This window comes from Planococcus versutus (genome assembly GCF_001186155.3).
GTDB lineage: Bacteria > Bacillota > Bacilli > Bacillales_A > Planococcaceae > Planococcus > Planococcus versutus.
On sequence record NZ_CP016540.2, the window covers coordinates 1465778 to 1483281 of the forward strand.

Below are 17504 nucleotides of genomic sequence, written 5' to 3' on the forward strand. Positions count from 1 at the left end.
AAGTTTTGGGGCAAAGACTAGGTTTTGAATGTAATTCAAGTGCAGAAAAGTTACATTCAATTTCCATGCGATACTGTGGTATTTGAAAATTAGAACAAGATTCGATAAAAAGAGGGGGAAAGCCAGTGGATTATTACAATAAGCTAAATCCATTTGAAGCAGCAAAACAGTTTGTAAACAAGCAATTCCCTCATTGTGAAGACGCTTTATTAGCTGGAAGTGTGGTTCGTGGCGAAGCAACTGAAACATCTGATCTTGATATTGTGATATTCGATCAACAACATCACTCTTCTTACAGGGAATCCCTTATCGATTTTGGATGGAGTATTGAAGTATTTGTACATAATTTAACCTCGTACAAAGAATATTTTTCAGATGATTATGAGAGGGCTAGACCTTCTATGCCCAGAATGGTAGCAGAAGGTCTAGTTTTGAAAGATAAGGGAGCAATTGGCGCGATAAAAAAAGAAGCAAAAGAATTGCTAGACAAGGGACCAAAGGAATGGTCACCAGGAATAATAACTACAAAACGATACTTCATTACCGACACACTAGATGACTTCATCGGCTGCAATAACCGAGCAGAAGAGATTTTTATAGCTAATGCTTTAGCAGAACTGGTAAGTGAGTTTGTATTGAGAACAAATAAGCGATGGATTGGTGCTTCCAAGTGGGTAATCCGATCATTGAGGCATTATGATGTTGAGTTTACCAATTGTTTTGTAGAAGCTTTTGATGATTTTTATAAAAATGGTGACAAACAAAAAATTATCCAACTTGTTGATGGGGTATTACAGCTATACGGAGGACGTTTATTCGAAGGTTTTTCTCTCGGTAAAAGTTAACTTATAGATTTTTATTGATTTTGAATGTAACTTATTGTGAATTAAGTTACATTCACTTTGAGGATTTCTGTAATAAATGGAGCTATCTAAAAAAGAGAGTAGGGGGAAAAGTATGATGGAAAAGAAAGTGGAAATTGTCTTGGTAGGTACCCATCATTTTGCTTACCAAAAGGACGTTTTGATGGACAAGCAGAATGAAATTATAGAATTAGTGGATTTTCTCGCAGCATTTAACCCAGGCAAAATTGCTTTGGAATGGGAAAAAAGCGAGCAAGAGGAGTTAGACAAAGGCTTTACCAAGAGCGAAGAAGATTATGAGATGCACGAAATCGAACAAGTAGGATTCAGATTAGCCACTAAACTGGACCGTAAAGCAGTTTTTGCGGTTAATTGGGCTGGGCCATTAACTCAAGAGGAAATGGTGACACTTAATCAATCAATCCAAGAAGATTATCCTAACATTTGGCAAGCGGTAGAGGCATTTGGCAAAAAAAGTGGTGGAATTAATCCTGACCAGACATTACTTGAGTCGTATCGCAAACTCAATAACCCAGAATTGACCAAGGACTTGGAAGAGATGTATCTCTCTTTCTTAGCCGTTGAAAAAAATGGACAGAATATCGGTGTATCTTTCTTAAGCAAATGGATGGAAAGAGAACTGACCATTGTCAAAAACATTATTGAGATTTTAGAGAAACCAAAAGAGCGAATTTTACTAATTGTAGGCGGCGATCATGTTTGGATGCTGAAAAAACTATTCGAAGGGAAAGGATGGACGGTAATCAATCCATTTGAGAAATAAATTTTCGCTTGTTCGAATGTAACTTAATAGCAAATAAGTTACATTCAAAACCAAAGATAACCCCCATCAGCCGTCTGGCCAATCGGGGGTTATTCCATGCGCTATTGTTAACTTTTCACGAGATCGGAACTGGTTTTTTTCTCGTCTTGTTTCTCGTCATGTTCTTGCATCAAGGAAGGAACATCCGTCTGAAGGGCTGCAGCTAACGATTTCAAGCTTTTCAAGGTCACATTCTGGCTGCCATTTTCAATACGAGATACCACGTTTTGCTTGGTGTGCATACGTGAAGCAACTTCGCTTTGCGTAAGACCTAAACGATTTCTGCGTTGAATGATATTCCGAGCGATTGTATATTCCAATCCACTGTCCGCCCACTCCTTAGCAAATCCCGGGTCTTTTAAGTTTTCTGCTACGTAGCTTTCCAAAAAACTCATGTTGAATCCCTCCATTTTTGTCGCAAATAATCATCTCGATAGCGCTTGGCACGATCGATTTCACTCTGCGGTGTTTTTTGAGTTTTCTTTCGAAAACCATTTAACAAGATAAATTCGCCATTTTCGTAATGAAAATGGAACACGCGAAAGATATTATTGCCTAAAACCGTTCGAAGTTCATAGATGTCCTGATCGATCGGCCTTCGGTGTGGCATCCGCAGCATCGGACCAAATTCGCCCAATAATTGAATAGTGCGTAACACCTTTGCTCTTTCCTTTGCAGGAAGCGAGTTTAGAAACTCGGCAGCAGGTTCCTCACCATTGTCTTTTTTATATGCATTGACTGTCCATTTCGACTTTTCCATACACTAAATATAACATATAAGTAATAAAATATCGAGTATGCTAAACGATTTTTGAATGTAACATAAGTGTAATTAAGTTACATTCAAACTCCGCATTCTATGAGCTTCACCAGAAAACCGGCCACAACTGATATCATTAGAAAAAATGATATATTCAAAAGGCTATATTCTAAAGCTTTAAGGTCGTGTTTTTAAGTGAAAAAGAGTTTACATATCGTAGCTTCTTTTTTTAAGTACACGTTGTTTTAACAAGAGAAGTTTAATAGTAGAGGAGAAAAAATATTGAATTACACATTTCAATCAATGACCCAAGAACAGGCAGAAGAAATCGCAACTACGTGGCATTACAAGGACGAGTATTCTTTTTACGATATGGATGCAGATCAAGAAGATTTAAAGGAATTTCTTGATGCAGAAAAGCGAAATGATTCTTATTTTATAGTCACTAAAAATCAAGAACTGATAGGATTTTATAGTTTTAATCAAATCACTGAAGATACGATAGATATAGGATTAGGTATGAAGCCCAATCTAACAGGGAGTGGACAAGGTTTGGATTTCTTGAAAGCTGGACTAAAATTTATTGAATCAAATTACAACCCCAAAAAAATTACATTATCCGTAGCGACTTTTAACCAAAGAGCGATAAAAGTTTACAAAAAAATCGGATTTAAAGAAGTGGAAGTTTTTGTGCAAGCTACTAATGGCAGCAGATTTGAATTTTTAAAAATGGCTCTTCTTTTCTAATCTCTAAATTTTCTCAATCAATTGTATAGAATAAGAAAAATATCTAGATGACTAATTCATATAGAACTAGTTTACATATCGCAGCTTATCGGAAGTTAGGTGTATTTCAAAGGGGGAAAGAGGCTGTAGACAGCACTTCTTTTCTCCTTTTTGTTCGTGAAACTGCACTTTTAAGAACGGAGTGTCCTTCCAAGAGAGTGAAGGATCTTTGAATTTATATCTCAAGTATTCTGTGTTAATTAATATGAAAAAAGAATGTGTAAAAAACTCTTTACATAAATATGATATGTAATACAATTAAAATGTAAAAAACTTTTGACATAAAAGGAGTGAGTACATTGTTATCTTGGTTAGTAATAATAGTAGTATCTTTATTGCTCTTTCTAATATTAGGGAAAATAACCGGAAGTGAAGAACATGGATATAAAACAAATGACGATGAGCGAAAGAAACACATTAAACAGCAGGCAATCGTAAGCAGTTGGATTATGCTCTTAGTATTCTTCGTAATCAACTTTTTCAATGATTTCTTCAATTTAAGCGATATACGATTAGATAATGTGCCACTAATTTATCCGGAATTGCTGTACTTGCTTATTGCTGTTAGTAGTTACTTCATTTTTTATGTGATGTACCGTAAAAGACTAGGTGGTTGAAGCGAATGAAGAATCAAATTCAAGAATTGCGTAAAATGCAAGGGTTTTCCCAAGAAGAATTAGCCAGAAGATGCTCGGTAACAAGACAAACAATCAATGCGATTGAAAACAATAAGTATGATCCAACATTAGCGTTGGCATTTAAACTGTCTAAAAATCTTAACGTGAAAGTTGACGAATTATTTATTTTCGAGGAGGAAATTAAATAAGCATAGCAAATTGGAGCGAAATGAGGATTGAAAAGAAAGTGAGCTTAATTTGCTCGATCATTTTAATCGTTGTCATTGGCGGATTTGGTATTTTTGAATGGTTGAGGAAAGATTTGATAACAGCTTCAAAAATTTTCTTTCTATTTTTGGGCATTGGTTTTTTCTTTCAGTCTTTGACTTGGGGAGATATGGATGGAAAGCATGAAGGTAAAAAAGATGAGTTAGAGAAACACATCACTTTGACCAGCTCTAAAATTAGCTATTATCTGTTGCTTGTATTGATGGTGGTGGTGCTAATTCTTACAGAAAGAGTAACGGCATTAAATGATATTCAAAACATCCCTCTTGTTATTGTAATTGGACTGGCATTCGTTACACTCCCTATTACGGAGTTTGTTGTTTCAAAGAAGTTCCAGTGAGTTTTTGTGTCAGAGCCTAGTTTACATATCATCAGTTATGGGAAGTTGTATGAATAAAATAAAGGAAGAAAAGATGCTTCACAAGCCATCTTTTCTTCCTTTTTAATATCTTTTGGCCAGAACCACCATAGAGATAAAGAGTGTGCTGATCATGAGAGCAATTAATACGTTAATTGCTTCGATTGCAGTCAAAAAAATAAGATCCAAACTAAGAGTAGTTGTAAGAAGAAAAGAATAAATTAAGAAAGCAAGACCTGAAAAAAACATTCCCTTTTCACGGATCATTCTTATTCGCTCATCCTTTTGGCCATATTGTGGAGCCAAGTAACTTAAACAAAAAGACATCACAGCCAAAGAAAGTAGAGTATAAGTTTCAGAATTTGGAGCGCTTTTCGTCATGATGGCTGCAATCAGTAAAAAGCCGCCTATCAATGTAAAAAAGGAACCGAAGATTGTAAATAAAGCTCGATTTTCGATAATATCTCCTCCGTAAGTTCAAGTAGTTTGTTCATTTGTCAGTTTCATCTAAAAAGAAAATATTCTCGATATAGGTATCAAATATTTTACCTATCTGCAAGGCGAGTGGAAGGGATGGATTGTATCTCCCTTTCTCAATCGAAATAATCGTTTGCCTGGAGACACCCAACTCTTTTGCCAAACCGTCCTGTGAATAATTATTTTTTTCCCGAAATTCCTTCAGTTTATTATTCACTTAATCACTTCCTCATTTAATAAATCTAGCATACATGTAAAGGAGACTTAACGTCAAGTGAGCTTTACATAAATAGTTAACATATGACACATTACCGGAAGCTATTAGTAATAAAAAAGGAGAAAAGAGGCTGTAAGCAACACATCTTTTCTCCTTTTCTTATTAATGAATTGTCCTCTTACGAACGGTTACTTATATGGGTTTTTTCTAGTTATAAGAAATTATTGAAATGAAATTTATGATAAACTTTGTACAAATAAGTTTTAACAGAATCTGTCAGTTGAAAAACCTTGTTAAGGAGGAATGGAAGTAGTGGAAAAGGAAAGTGAAAGTGAAAGTGATGAAATTTATTTATCGACAGGTAAATTATCAAAAATTTTGAATGTCTCGGTGCGGACGATTCGCTATTACGATCAAATTGGGTTGGTGCACCCTTCGAAGAAGGGAACTGGTGGGAAACGGCACTATTCCAAAGAAGATATTCTAAAGTTGCAGAAAATACTCTTACTCAAGTCATTGAACCTATCGCTCGAAGACAGTCGGAGTATCCTGTTGGAACAATCGATGTCCGCAATTCTGCTTGCCCATCAGTCTTTGCTGAGTGAAGAGATCGAACACCTGACAAATTCTCTGAAGCACACCCAATCCCTATTGAATCTGCTAGACTTACAAACTAGCCTTCACTGGGAAGATTTAATTTCCTTGGTGGCGAATGCTGAGAAGGAAAAAGAATGGAATCAATATTTCTCTGTCGAGCAGCAGTCGCACCTTAAAAGTCAGTTGCCTAAACTTGAAAACCGAGATAAGACGACTAAAAAGTGGATTAACATTATCAAAAGGATTGAGCTTTGTCTTGAGAATGGGGTTTCCCCAGCCTCTGTAGAAGGTCAACTCATTCTTGAGGATGTTGACATTCTATCGGAAGAAACGTTTGGCGACGATCCGGAACTGGTTGAGGCTTTTTGGGAAGTCCGCAAATCTTCCGAAGCTTCTGCTGAGCTGGGTCTTTATCCAATCTCACCAGCTATAATCGGTTTTCTGGAGATGGCCACTGAAAAGAAATGTACTCCAACTGACCATTAAAGTACATCTATGCGTTGAGAAGATGGTTAAGCGATAGCAGTCAGTATGACGGCAATCCCATTAAAAATTCCATGAATCAGAATGCTGGGAATGATGGAACCAGTTTTCTGATAAACCCATGAAAAAACAAGACCTGAGACAAAATTCACCGGCAACGTATTGAATGTAGGAATATGGACAACCGTAAAGATTAGGGAACTGATGATCATGCCGCTTAACACACCATAGCGACTGCTGAAAAAACGATAAAGAAAGCCGCGATAAAAAATTTCTTCATAGATAGGAGAAATGATCGCAGCCGAAACAAACCCTATTGCAAAGTTCAACAAAGTCATTTGTGACTGGAGACTTTCCGTTTTACTGTTTTCGGTTCCAATTCCTATAAAAGACATAGCAACTACCAATGCAATGCTCACGATGATTAGGATGACGGTCCAAACGGTAATCCGTTTCCACTCACTTAACGGGAATGACTTTAGTCCAACAGTGCTCCAAGACTGCCTATTAGGTTTCAAAACAATAAAATAAAGCGCCGCTGTAAAAACAATCGCCATGATAAAGCCGTTTAATGTACCGGCATATAACTCGTTTTGAAAAACGCTCAATAGATAAGTAAATAATATAGTTTCAATGAAGATCGGAACTAATACCAATACAAGAAACAACATATAAGTTAAATCGCGCCATTTCCACATTTCATTTCGTTCAATAGATTTCTTCATTAACTTTATCCCTCCAGATAGTTACCTTACTGAGACAAGCATACGTGGTGACGTAAGGTAACCTGCAAGGGTTTTCTGAATAGAACTGGTTCCGACATAAGAGTTTACATATTCCGGATTATCGGAAGCTGGAAAATTGGAACACCTATTTTAAGAAAAAGATGAAAGGCTCAAACTAGAGCCTCTCATCTTTTAAATATTCTATGCGATTGAAATCAGGAAAGAATAAATCATTTCTGTCTTTATTTTTATATACAAACATAAATCATTTCGATGCTTGAAATTTTTAGGGCTTCTTTTTTTTCATGAATTGTAGGTTTCAGGTATGGCAAAACATTTTGAATGAGTAACCTCTCCATTTCAAGAGAAAATACTGGTACGTCAACACTAAATCAAACAACTTTTTTAAGGGCTGCGTTTCGATAAGTGACAGGGCTGGTATAGCCCAGACTGCTGTGTAGACGGACATGGTTGTACCAATTCACGTAATCAAACAGTTCAAGCGCTAGCTGGTTAAGCGTGTCAAAGCACATTCCGTTGATGAGTTCCGTCTTCAAAATCTTGAACGTGGCTTCCGCCACCGCATTATCGTAAGGGGTTCCTTTTTGGCTCAGCGACCGTTCGATTTGGTGCGTCTTTAATAGCGCATCGATGCCGGTGTTCTTGAATTCAGATCCGCGGTCCGTATGGAACAGCTTCACGGCTCCCAAGTCGCCTTTGACCGATGCGAAGGCACGTTGAACCAGGGCAGCGTCTTTACGCTCGCCCAGACTGTACCCCACAATTTCACGGTTGTATAAATCGAGAAGGAAACAAATATAGTTCCAGCGGCCGCCAACCTTTACATACGTCAGGTCGCTGACCAACACGGCGTTTTTCGCTGCCGGATTGAATTGGCGGTTCAGCACATTCCGGTATGTCGCTTCATTGGGAGGCGTGACCATCGGTTTGTAGGATGGCAGCGCGTATTTCGATTGGATGCCAAGTGACGCCATGAGGCGTCCAATACGGCGTCTCGAGATCACCCATTTCTTTCTGTTCGCCAACTCTTTTTTCAGCTTGCGTGTGCCATAGACGCGGCGATTCTCGTGAAAGATCGCCCAGATTTCGTCTTTCAACTCCTGTTCTGCTTGGGCTTTTTGGTGTGCTTTTTCTACCGAAACGGAAGTCTCATAGTAAAAGGTGCTGCGGGCAATTTGGAGGACAGTGCACATTGCTGATACTGAATAGAGGTGTTGATTCTGTTGGATAATCTCTATTTTCGTCCCATGATCAGCGCCGCTTGCTTTAAAATATCCACTTCCATCTCCAACTGCTTATTTCGTTTTTTGTAGGCAAGCAATTCCGTTTCCAAAGGGCTTCGGTTATCTTTTTCCTCGAACGAGCCAGTTTGATTGGATTGGGCAATCCACCGATCGAGGGCGGAAGCCGTCAGGTCGTATTCCCGGACAATATCCGGTCGGCTTTTTCCGCCTGCGTGCAGCGCGACGACCTGTTTTTTGAATTCTGGGGAAAATGTTCGTCTTTTTTGTGGCATGGTAGATTCTCCTCACGTATAGTGGACTATTCTACGCCCCCTTATTTTTTCTGTCCAACTAAGTGTAGACTATCCATACATACCATAGAGTATTGCTATCTTGTTCTATTGGGTTCCTCAAGTATTTCTCGGGCTGATGTCCAGTGCAAAATTTGAGTTAACGGATGATACGTTTCTATTTATGTAAAAATCTTTATATGAATAATAGCTAATTTGAAGGTCTCGTTGGATAACATAAAATATATAGTAACCCATTTAATGTGACTTCATGCCTCATAGAGCTCTTTTCATTTCAGTAAACCTTTTTCCAATGCTAGATATTTTAGAGGTTTTTTGCAATCGTATTTTGAAATGACTGATTTGGTTATCCCTTAGTATGGAGCTTTATCAAACCAATGCTCTGTACTTTTGAATTCTTTTGTCAATCATATTCATCAGTACTACAAAAGCCACTTTTCTTACCAAGTGCCATTTTTAAAATTCTTCTGTTTTCTGTTATGTATAAAGATGGACTTTGTACATTTTTTAATAGGTAAAATGTTTCAAATATATAAAATAGTCTGTTTTCTTATTGCTTATGAAATTTTCCTTCGCTATACTAAACATATTATAGTCGAGGAGGAAGAAATTTGAAAAGAAAATATATTGTACCTGTTCTTTTATCATCTGCGCTCGTCGCAAGTTCTTTTACCGCCAGCGCAACTTTGGCGAATACCCAGAATAGTCACGAAAAAGTAGAGAAAACCTGGAATGAGAAAGCAAATGTACCGGTTTTTGTGAAAGAGAAAATCGCAGAAAAACGCGCTGCTAGCAACGCTTCGAATGCGCTGGATTACTTAGCAAATAATGAAAACAAGACAGGCTTGAAAAATGCGAGGAAAAATTTAAAGCAAAAAAATACGGAAAAAGATTCACTTGGGATGACCCATGTAAGCTTTAGCCAATCCGTTAATGATGTTCCGGTGGAAGGGGCGGAAGTGGTCGTCCATTACAGTAAAAACGATGAACTGGTCTCTGTAACCGGTAGCCATTTCCCTGAAGCGGTAGCCAAGTCAATCGACACTACGCCAACTGTTAGCATGATCAAAGCGGTGCAAAGTGCTAAAAACTCAGTGGATGCACCAGATGAGCTAGAGTATAATCCGACTTCAGAATTGGTGGTTTATCCATTTGACGGTAAAAATCACCTTACCTACAAAGTGAATGTCAACTTTCTTGGAGAAAAGCCAGGCAATTGGTTTGTCTTCATCGATGCCAAAAGTGGTGAAGTGATTGATCAATACAATGCCATCATGCATGCTAATAAAATCCATCAATCTGTGGGTACCGGTGTATTAGGTGGGCAACGTAAAATTCATACAACTAAAGTTAAACAGCCAAAAAGTGGTACAGTGTTCAGTTTATCCGATGAATCGCATGAAGGATTGAAAGGAATATATACTCTTGATGCAAATGACGGAGAAATTATGATAAATAATAGTGCGTCGTGGAAAGATGAATATTTACGCCCTGGAGTAGACGCTCATTATAATTCTGAACAAGTTTACGAATATTTTAATGAGCAACACGATCGTAACTCATTAGATGATAATGGTATGGCCATCATTTCTTATGTGCACTTTGGTGAAAACTATAACAACGCATTTTGGAACGGACGCCAAATGACTTACGGTGACGGAGATGGGTTGTTCATGGTTCCATTATCTGCAGGATTAGACGTTGCAGCGCATGAAATGACACATGGCGTAATTTCAAATTCAGCGAATTTGCAATATCGTTTTGAGTCAGGTGCCTTGAATGAATCATTTGCAGATATTTTTGGTACTTTAGTTGATGCAGATGATTGGGAAATCGGTGAAGATATTATGGGACCAGAAGCGAAAGAAGATGGAAGAGTATCTCTACGTAGCTTAAGTGACCCAAGTAAATACAAGGTAAAAGTAGATTACGTGCCTTACGGAAACGGTGAAGGCAATTATCCTTCCCATATGGACGAATTTTATGACTTACCAAGATCTTTGGATAATGGTGGAGTCCATATCAACTCATCTATCACGAACCATGCTGCTTACTTGATCGGTGAAGAAATTGGCAAAGAAAAATTAGGCAAGATCTTCTACCGTGCACTGACCATTTACTTGACTCCAACTTCAAACTTTAGTGAAGCGCGCAAACTAATCGTACAGTCGGCAGTTGATATTTATGGAGAAGGTAGCGCAGAAGTAGTAGCCACTGCAAACGGATTCGACAGTGTAGGTATTTACGAATAAGTCATCAATCAAACGCCTTTCAGTTGTCTATTAAAGACAGCCGGAAGGCGCTTTTAAATTGCCAAAAGTGATATTATTTGGTGGGAGTTAAAAAATTGCTGAGCATCACTTTTCTTGCATCTTTAAAGCTGTTCTAATTAATGATAGAGGGTTTTAAACTTACTTTTAAATGGATACGTGTTTACATATCATGAGTTATCGGAAGAGAAGAAGCTTACCCATGAGTTTCTTCTTTTTCTTGTGTATGGGAAAGTGTACTTTTACGAACGCTTACTTATCAGAGAGATAACTAATTTTATGAAGTATTTTGAAAAAAATATTTAAAAGAGTTGACTAAAGAAAATACGTGTAATAAAATACTTACATATGATATATTTTAATTCAGGAGATCACTTACTTACCATGCTTGAAGCTTTATCAAATCCCCACAGACTCAGAATTATTTCCGTTCTTTCAGAAGGGAAACAATATGTGAGTCAGCTTGCAAGAGAATTAGGTATTAGTAGACCATTGTTATATCTTCACTTACAAAAGCTGGAGGAGGCAGAATTAGTTAAGAGCGATATGGAAATTTTAGAAAGTGGAAAAGCAGCCAAATACTATATACTTAATTCATTCCAATTCGAATTGAACGAACATTTGATTCATGATCTAACAAATTCTTTGACGATAAAAAAGAAAAGTAATATTAAAGGGGAGAAAGAGAGTGACTGAGACAACAAGCCTGAATATAGGGGATATTTTATCGACAATTTTTATATTGGGTTTTTCGATTATAATACCGGTAATCCTCATTTTTATAATATATAAAATTGTTAAGCGAAGTGAAAAGAGGGCAATTGAAAGACTATCTTTAGAACGAGAAAACACAGTATTGTTAAAGAAACAAATGAATGATTTGAATGAGCGAGTTATTATCATAGAAAAAATGTTAAGAGAAGTTGAGTAACTATAAAACGGAACACCTATAAATTTTAGGTGTTCCGTTTTATTTACTGAATATAAAGGAAGATAATTTGTTAGTTTTCATATCTTCGTTTTATTTTTACGAACGATTTAACTTCCAAAATTATCTAGCTATTGTTTTAAATTTTAAGTATATTTAATGTATGAACCTAGATTTTAATTACATAAGCTAAAACATGACATCAGCCAAAGCCGTATAGAAAAGAAGTGAGTGAAGACTAAGATTCGAATGTAACTTATGTGCAGTTAAGTTACATTCACTATGAATAAAAATTTAAAGTCATTGAGATTTGGTATTAGAAAATATAGGGGGGGAAATTCATGAAAAAAATATTACTTTTAATTTTGGTGTCTGTTTTTTTATCAGCCTGTAACTCAAATGACTCCGAACTCAGTTTTAGCGAGATAGAGACGGTACCAGACAATATACAAGCACTGATTGAACCAACTTTTACTTTGCAATTGATTAACGAAGGAGAAAGTGTCGCTTATATTGTTTATCAAACCAAAGGGACAGTGGCTACAGATCTTGAAACACAAGAGGATACCGTAAATGTGAAATTAGATGTGTCAAATAGTGATAACGATGATATTAAGCAGCATGTCTATAAATTAACATTGGAACCCAACCACGAAATAATTGATGTTTATATAAACGGTGAATCTACTTCATTCGATAATATTTCAGGTTTATGAAAATAGTGAAAGAACCATTTTGAAAAGGGGTGAAACAGGTGGAGCGTTTTGATATGAGCTTTCAAAATAAAAGAGTGAGGATTTGGTTTGCTCTTGTATTACCTTCGGTTTTACTGGCCGTGCTGCTATATATTTTTCTTCCAAACGAGTTTCAGTTCATTCCAACCCTTGTATTAATTGTTGGATTGGCCATCTATTATGCTTGGGTTGTGCTCGATAAGAGAAAACAAAGATCTAATAAGTAGTTCTATTTTTAAATTTGAATGTAACTTAATAGCAAGTAAGTTACATTCAATCTTCATTGTTTACAATCGATGTTCCAACTGGAAAATAGCTGGCCAACTTTTCAATTGTCGAGAAACGGGGTTCGGTTGTATAGAGGTTAAACCCATCCCCGTCATGCCAAATCTCGATAACTGTCGATGCACCATTCATATCAAAGTGAGGCCATATCCAGGTCTTCTCACGTCCAAACCAGCTCTTCCCTATCACGGATTTATACACGATATTATCCGAGAAAGAAAAGGTGTAGAAGTTATTACAAGTTGCTATCCAAAAAGTTTCTTGTAAAACAAAAGTCAGTGAAGAAGGTTTTTCGATTGTAAGTTTAAAAACAGGAAAACATTTGTTTTTCAAACCCTCAAATTTTAAAGAGTATTCAATGTTTTTGCTTTGGAAAAGACCTTCCAAATTATCTTCCATTCCAGTAAACGGTTCAAATGTAAGATAGATTGGAAACAGGAATTTTGCACAAATGAACTCAACGAGTAGTTCACCTGTAGAAGTAGGATCAGCAATAGAGTCAAAAGGAGCCAGATGAAACTTCTCAACAGTTTGACCATCCTCACACAAAAGCATTTCTCCATCCGATCCTATAGTTTCAGGAATGATAAAAACCTTATCCATAAGTTTCGCCTCCTTTACATTGAAGAATATCTCTTGTTCTTAGTATTACACTTTTATTTAGAAGTTGCAGTTTACATAACGATGTTTGAATGTAACTTATTAGTAATTAAGTTACATTCAAAAGCCCTCCAATAATGGAGGACCTACAATTTCTACATTGTTTTTTCTTAAATATTTTTCTAAATAGAAAAATTAATCCAATCAAAACGATAACAGTAATAACCATTCCTGGCACGCCAATATTTGTTAACATATAGTCCCTCCTTTTTGTATCTACTATTTTTATTTCTAGTTAAATTTTTAGGAATCCACTTTATTAAAAAATAATCAGATAACTATACTCATTTATTTCTAATAAGGTTTCGTTTTTCTTAAATTAAAAATTTTCAATAAATTTTCTATTGTTTTTGAATATAACATAAGTCTAATTAAGTTACGTTCAAATTCAGCATTGCATTGACTTGATTGGAAGATGCAGAAAAAGTGATCTTACTGGAAAAAAGATACATTAAAAGTTTCGGTTTACTGGTGCTTTGTTACGTTATGCCTGTTTATTTCTATTTACCAAAATTCACATAATTTATTTTGAAAAATCACATTCTTAACAAATAGACAGAGGTTGAAGATTTTGAGGAAATATGGAATTGGTCTTATTTTATCTCTGATTGTTTTGCTTCTTCTTTTGATTGTAAATGCGCAAGTTTATCACAATGTGATGCCCTTGAATGTCCCCATCATCTTTTTGACGCTACGTGTCATGATCTATAGATATCTTATACCTGAGCAGAGATATGGGGCCTATTTCTTTTTTGTCCTAATGGTGGGAGTATCCATCATCTTTTCGCTACCAGAATTCACGCATCAGCAAGCCCAAGAAAAAATTCTGACTACTTACGGGTCAGAAATGGAACTGACCACACAGGGAAACTTACCACTCGATCGGAACGAGGTCTGGAATCCCTTTGCTCCCAATTGGGGGTACGCTTTTTTAGGGATCATTCCGTCAATCGAAGAGCACACCTCACTTCTCTTTATTCCAGACACAGGCAGGATTCTCGAAATTGCGCCTTGATAAAGCGTTGTTACTCCATAGTTTACATGTCATAACTTATCGGAAGCCAAATAGAAAGGGAGGAAACAGGCTGATTAAAGCTCGTTCTCTCTCTTTTTTTATATGGAAACCATACTTTTACAAACGGATCTCTTAAGCATCTAAGACAATGTTTCTTATATTTATAGCTGTATGAAAAGAGGGTGAATATGGTATATTGATGTAATGCTTAAAAACAGAAACGTTGGGAGGAATGGAATTGTCACAACAAGAATTGGCAGTGGGAAAAATATGTGCAAGCTTAAAAAAGGATAATTTGGTAAAAGCTATTTTCTTAAAAGGCTCGATGGGAAGAGATGAGCACGATGATATTCATATTATCGCTCCTCAAATAATAGTAGTATTTGATAACTTACTGCACCTTGATTTGTTTACAGTAATGGAACAAAACTTCACTGAAAAAAGATTACTTTAAAGTCTTGCATGACCCTAACAATTTATTAGAGCAATTTAATGAAACACAGAGTCTGGAAGTCAGTGAAAGTGAATTCAGCGATAGTACTACGGATATTGCCTGGTTTTTATTCCAGTATAAAAAAGCGATCGAAAGGGGCAACGATATTTGGGCTGTTAGAATGTTAACCAACGTGATGGAACATCTGACAAGAGTGCTTCTGTATAAGTATTATCCAGAAAGAGCGCAATTAGGATTAAAAACGCTTACTCAATCGTTGCCGAAACATATCTTAAATGAAGTAGAAGCTATTTTCGAACAAATAACTCCGAGGAATCATGCGATTGCCTCTTCAAAAATCCGTCAATTACTAGCAAAAGAGTATGAATGGATACTTTCGCAGGTAAGTAATCTTTCTCTTGTAAAAGCACTTTTAAAAGAGATGGTCAGATCTCAGACTATAGACTATGGTTCTGACTATCTTTTTTGATTTGAGTCGAATTGCTTCAATGGGTGCTATCTTATACTTAGTGATGGATATGATTATTCATTGGGGAGTGTTCAAGCACTTACGTGAAAAAATCGAAGCTAATTCGGTTATTGTGCTAACTGCGCTACTACTAGATGCTGTCATACTAACTGCGTTCGTTTGGGTGAAGATAAGCTCTGACTTATTTGTTGTCGGTGTATCTTTTGTGTTTATACTGTTAATTTTTATAGGCGAGCGTTTCTTTTTAAAGCGCACAGCTTAAAACAGGGATAGTCATTTTAAAAAAAGCGCAAAAACACCTCAAAAAGTAAAGAAGTCACTTTACTTTTTGGGGTGTTTTTTGATTGGTTAATACACTTCAATTTGTCCCATCATGCCACCATCTTCGTGTTCTAAAATGTGGCAATGAAATACGTACACACCTTTTTCAGGAAAAGTGACGAGCAATTTCACTTTTTCCCCAGGATTAACTAATACACTGTCTTTCAACCCTTGTTCACGTGGAGTCACTTCTTTGCCATCACGAGAAATCACTTTAAATTGGGTCCCGTGAACGTGGAACGGATGAATCATGCCACCCATCATATCCTTTTTATTGTACACTTCCCACACTTCAGTAACGCCTTGTTTTTGGCGTAAGTCAATGCGATTTGGATCGAATTTCTTGCCGTTAATGGTCACCATGTCCATCATGCCAAATAATTCGATATTTTTTTCAACGGGCATTTCTTTTTCTTCTTGCGACAGGAACGGCTCTTCTGTTGTCCACATTTCAGTTGAATCTGCGGTAGAAGCGTCAAGCTCAACATCAAATGGCAACAATTCAACACCTTCATCATTCACAAGAGCAAGTGATTCTTCAGACGTGAGTTTTGAAAAATCAATCAGAATTTCTGCGCGCTCTGAAGCTGCGAGTATTAATTCTTCGACTTCTACGGGTTCATCGAGCAAACTTCCATCAGAAGCAATTTGGGTAAAGCTAGCACCATTACTCAAACTGAATGTGTAGTTTCGTGCGTTCGATCCATTTAATAATCGAAAACGCATAATCGGTTCTGTAATGGTCAGTTTTGAGTTTAGCGTTCCGTTAATCATCGAGATATCACCGAGAGTTCCATCTTCATCCATGAGATTGTCATAATCTAGTTGCTTATCTTCGTCAAAAAGGCGATCTTGAAAGATAAGTGGGATATCGTTAACGCCATATTTGTTCGGAATAGTTGAATCTTCACTGTTTGAGCTATCAATGAGCAACATTCCAGAAAGCCCTCTATATACTTGTTCGGCAGTCATTTCATGAACGTGCGGATGATACCACAGTGTTGCAGCTGGTTGATCGGCTTGTAACGTAACAATTCGACTTTCACCTGGCTGAATTTCATCACTGGGTCCGCCATCTATTTCACTAGCCACTTCAAGGCCGTGCCAATGAAAAGTGGTGGATTCATCCAGCTCGTTTGTAATTTTAACATCAACGCTTTTTCCTTCTTCGATTTTAAGTGTAGGACCGAGTAAATCCCCGTTATATCCATACGTTTCAGTTGAGATTCCTTTAAAAAATTCGGTAATGCCTTCTTGAGCGATTACTTCATAATCGTAGTCTTGTCCTTGTTGCTTTTCCAATAAAGGAGGGATTGGGAGTTCGTTTGTCCCTTCAGAAGATAAGAGAGAAGGTACATTTCCATGATCCATCATGTCTCCCATTCCACCTTGATTCATGTCTTCTCCTGATTCCATACTTGCTTCATGGTGCATCCTGTTTGAGTCCATGCCTTCGTTATTACTAGCACATGCAGTTAAAGTAAGTGCCGCTGAAAGTGACAAGGCCCCTAATAAAAATCTCTTTTGCATTCTATTTACGCCTTCCTTCTGTTGTAATTCCTTCTACTTTACCTAATAGTTATGCACAATAAGTGCAGAGATCATGACAGTTAGTTGTCTATAAATTTAACTTATTAGAGAAATAAAGAAATCTGCACAAAAAGTCAAGATTCGTTAGGTAAACTTGTAAGTAGCTATACCAATAACCGAACCAAAATGATGGGAGCATAAAAAATGAATAGAAAAAAACGAGTCCTAAGTATAATTTTAAGTGGAATGATTCTAACAGGCTGTAGCAATACCGGAGATGAAAACGGGA

General features: G+C 36.8%; 25 protein-coding genes. 16 read left to right on the forward strand and 9 right to left on the reverse strand.

What is annotated here, in order from left to right; all coding sequences use genetic code 11:
• Window positions 1–125 precede the first annotated feature (125 nt).
• Complete coding sequence (locus I858_RS07435) at window positions 126–845, forward strand: nucleotidyltransferase domain-containing protein (protein WP_065524133.1); 720 nt, start codon at window positions 126–128, stop codon at window positions 843–845.
• A 112-nt stretch (window positions 846–957) separates the two neighbouring features.
• Window positions 958–1647, forward strand: a complete 690-nt coding sequence (locus I858_RS07440; RefSeq protein WP_065524132.1) for a DUF5694 domain-containing protein — start codon at window positions 958–960, stop codon at window positions 1645–1647.
• Between the two features lie 107 nt (window positions 1648–1754).
• Here I858_RS07440 and I858_RS07445 read toward each other — a convergent pair whose 3' ends face one another.
• Window positions 1755–2081 carry a helix-turn-helix domain-containing protein gene (locus tag I858_RS07445; RefSeq protein ID WP_065524131.1) on the reverse strand — a complete coding sequence of 109 codons (327 nt, stop codon included), beginning with the start codon at window positions 2079–2081 and terminating at the stop codon, window positions 1755–1757.
• The gene (locus I858_RS07450; RefSeq protein WP_065524130.1) at window positions 2078–2446 is read right to left on the reverse strand and encodes a type II toxin-antitoxin system RelE/ParE family toxin; all 369 of its coding nucleotides are present in this window, start codon (window positions 2444–2446) and stop codon (window positions 2078–2080) included. The genes I858_RS07445 and I858_RS07450 overlap by 4 nt, the downstream gene beginning before the upstream one ends.
• A gap of 282 nt (window positions 2447–2728) precedes the next feature.
• Between I858_RS07450 and I858_RS07455 the strand changes: the two genes are divergently transcribed.
• From I858_RS07455 to I858_RS07470, 4 genes are all read left to right on the forward strand, one after another.
• Window positions 2729–3193: a GNAT family N-acetyltransferase gene (locus I858_RS07455; RefSeq protein WP_065524129.1), complete on the forward strand. Its 465-nt coding sequence runs from the start codon at window positions 2729–2731 to the stop codon at window positions 3191–3193.
• Window positions 3194–3522: 329 nt separating this feature from the next.
• Window positions 3523–3849, forward strand: coding sequence for a hypothetical protein (locus tag I858_RS07460; protein ID WP_239457226.1), 327 nt, complete (start codon window positions 3523–3525; stop codon window positions 3847–3849).
• Between the two features lie 5 nt (window positions 3850–3854).
• Window positions 3855–4058, forward strand: a complete 204-nt coding sequence (locus I858_RS07465) for a helix-turn-helix transcriptional regulator (protein ID WP_065524127.1) — start codon at window positions 3855–3857, stop codon at window positions 4056–4058.
• A gap of 38 nt (window positions 4059–4096) precedes the next feature.
• The gene (locus tag I858_RS07470; protein WP_239457227.1) at window positions 4097–4477 is read left to right on the forward strand and encodes a hypothetical protein; all 381 of its coding nucleotides are present in this window, start codon (window positions 4097–4099) and stop codon (window positions 4475–4477) included.
• A gap of 102 nt (window positions 4478–4579) precedes the next feature.
• Here I858_RS07470 and I858_RS17130 read toward each other — a convergent pair whose 3' ends face one another.
• Window positions 4580–4876, reverse strand: a complete 297-nt coding sequence (locus tag I858_RS17130; RefSeq protein WP_239457259.1) for a permease — start codon at window positions 4874–4876, stop codon at window positions 4580–4582.
• A 109-nt stretch (window positions 4877–4985) separates the two neighbouring features.
• On the reverse strand, window positions 4986–5189 hold the full coding sequence (locus tag I858_RS07480; protein ID WP_065524124.1) for a helix-turn-helix transcriptional regulator: 204 nt from the start codon (window positions 5187–5189) through the stop codon (window positions 4986–4988).
• Window positions 5190–5492: 303 nt separating this feature from the next.
• On the opposite strand from I858_RS07480, the gene I858_RS07485 reads away from it, so the two are divergent.
• Window positions 5493–6272 carry a MerR family transcriptional regulator gene (locus tag I858_RS07485; RefSeq protein ID WP_065524123.1) on the forward strand — a complete coding sequence of 260 codons (780 nt, stop codon included), beginning with the start codon at window positions 5493–5495 and terminating at the stop codon, window positions 6270–6272.
• Window positions 6273–6298: 26 nt separating this feature from the next.
• Here I858_RS07485 and I858_RS07490 read toward each other — a convergent pair whose 3' ends face one another.
• Both I858_RS07490 and I858_RS07495 read right to left on the reverse strand, forming a co-directional pair.
• Window positions 6299–6994, reverse strand: coding sequence for a CPBP family intramembrane glutamic endopeptidase (locus I858_RS07490; RefSeq protein WP_420812635.1), 696 nt, complete (start codon window positions 6992–6994; stop codon window positions 6299–6301).
• 392 nt (window positions 6995–7386) lie between these two features.
• Window positions 7387–8531 (reverse strand): IS3 family transposase gene (locus I858_RS07495; protein ID WP_157886468.1). Its coding sequence is split into 2 segments (ribosomal slippage): window positions 7387–8285 and window positions 8285–8531, totalling 1146 coding nucleotides; the frame shifts between segments, so codons are not numbered across the junction.
• A gap of 629 nt (window positions 8532–9160) precedes the next feature.
• On the opposite strand from I858_RS07495, the gene I858_RS07505 reads away from it, so the two are divergent.
• The 5 genes from I858_RS07505 (at window position 9161) to I858_RS07525 (ending at window position 12708) form a co-directional block, all read left to right on the forward strand.
• The gene (locus I858_RS07505) at window positions 9161–10801 is read left to right on the forward strand and encodes a M4 family metallopeptidase (protein WP_065524121.1); all 1641 of its coding nucleotides are present in this window, start codon (window positions 9161–9163) and stop codon (window positions 10799–10801) included.
• A gap of 402 nt (window positions 10802–11203) precedes the next feature.
• Window positions 11204–11515, forward strand: a complete 312-nt coding sequence (locus I858_RS07510; RefSeq protein WP_239457228.1) for an ArsR/SmtB family transcription factor — start codon at window positions 11204–11206, stop codon at window positions 11513–11515.
• A complete protein-coding gene (locus I858_RS07515; RefSeq protein WP_065524119.1) occupies window positions 11508–11750 on the forward strand; it encodes a hypothetical protein in 243 nt (80 codons plus the stop codon). The genes I858_RS07510 and I858_RS07515 overlap by 8 nt, the downstream gene beginning before the upstream one ends.
• A 338-nt stretch (window positions 11751–12088) precedes the next feature.
• On the forward strand, window positions 12089–12463 hold the full coding sequence (locus I858_RS07520) for a hypothetical protein (RefSeq protein WP_065524118.1): 375 nt from the start codon (window positions 12089–12091) through the stop codon (window positions 12461–12463).
• Window positions 12464–12501: 38 nt separating this feature from the next.
• On the forward strand, window positions 12502–12708 hold the full coding sequence (locus I858_RS07525) for a hypothetical protein (protein WP_065524117.1): 207 nt from the start codon (window positions 12502–12504) through the stop codon (window positions 12706–12708).
• A 46-nt stretch (window positions 12709–12754) separates the two neighbouring features.
• Here I858_RS07525 and I858_RS07530 read toward each other — a convergent pair whose 3' ends face one another.
• A complete protein-coding gene (locus I858_RS07530; RefSeq protein WP_065524116.1) occupies window positions 12755–13369 on the reverse strand; it encodes a hypothetical protein in 615 nt (204 codons plus the stop codon).
• 106 nt (window positions 13370–13475) lie between these two features.
• Window positions 13476–13622 (reverse strand): hypothetical protein, encoded by a 147-nt coding sequence (locus I858_RS16945; RefSeq protein WP_157886487.1) that lies wholly within the window; start codon window positions 13620–13622, stop codon window positions 13476–13478.
• 375 nt (window positions 13623–13997) lie between these two features.
• On the opposite strand from I858_RS16945, the gene I858_RS07535 reads away from it, so the two are divergent.
• The 4 genes from I858_RS07535 (at window position 13998) to I858_RS17135 (ending at window position 15626) form a co-directional block, all read left to right on the forward strand.
• Entirely contained in the window at window positions 13998–14441 is a 444-nt protein-coding gene (locus I858_RS07535) for a hypothetical protein (RefSeq protein ID WP_065524115.1), read from the forward strand.
• A gap of 238 nt (window positions 14442–14679) precedes the next feature.
• Window positions 14680–14895 (forward strand): hypothetical protein, encoded by a 216-nt coding sequence (locus I858_RS17330; RefSeq protein ID WP_239457229.1) that lies wholly within the window; start codon window positions 14680–14682, stop codon window positions 14893–14895.
• Window positions 14896–14899: 4 nt separating this feature from the next.
• On the forward strand, window positions 14900–15364 hold the full coding sequence (locus tag I858_RS07540; protein WP_239457230.1) for a hypothetical protein: 465 nt from the start codon (window positions 14900–14902) through the stop codon (window positions 15362–15364).
• 1 nt (window position 15365) lies between these two features.
• Window positions 15366–15626 (forward strand): hypothetical protein, encoded by a 261-nt coding sequence (locus I858_RS17135; RefSeq protein WP_162273614.1) that lies wholly within the window; start codon window positions 15366–15368, stop codon window positions 15624–15626.
• Window positions 15627–15712: 86 nt separating this feature from the next.
• Here I858_RS17135 and I858_RS07550 read toward each other — a convergent pair whose 3' ends face one another.
• Window positions 15713–17215 carry a multicopper oxidase family protein gene (locus I858_RS07550; protein ID WP_065524113.1) on the reverse strand — a complete coding sequence of 501 codons (1503 nt, stop codon included), beginning with the start codon at window positions 17213–17215 and terminating at the stop codon, window positions 15713–15715.
• Window positions 17216–17504: the final 289 nt, after the last annotated feature.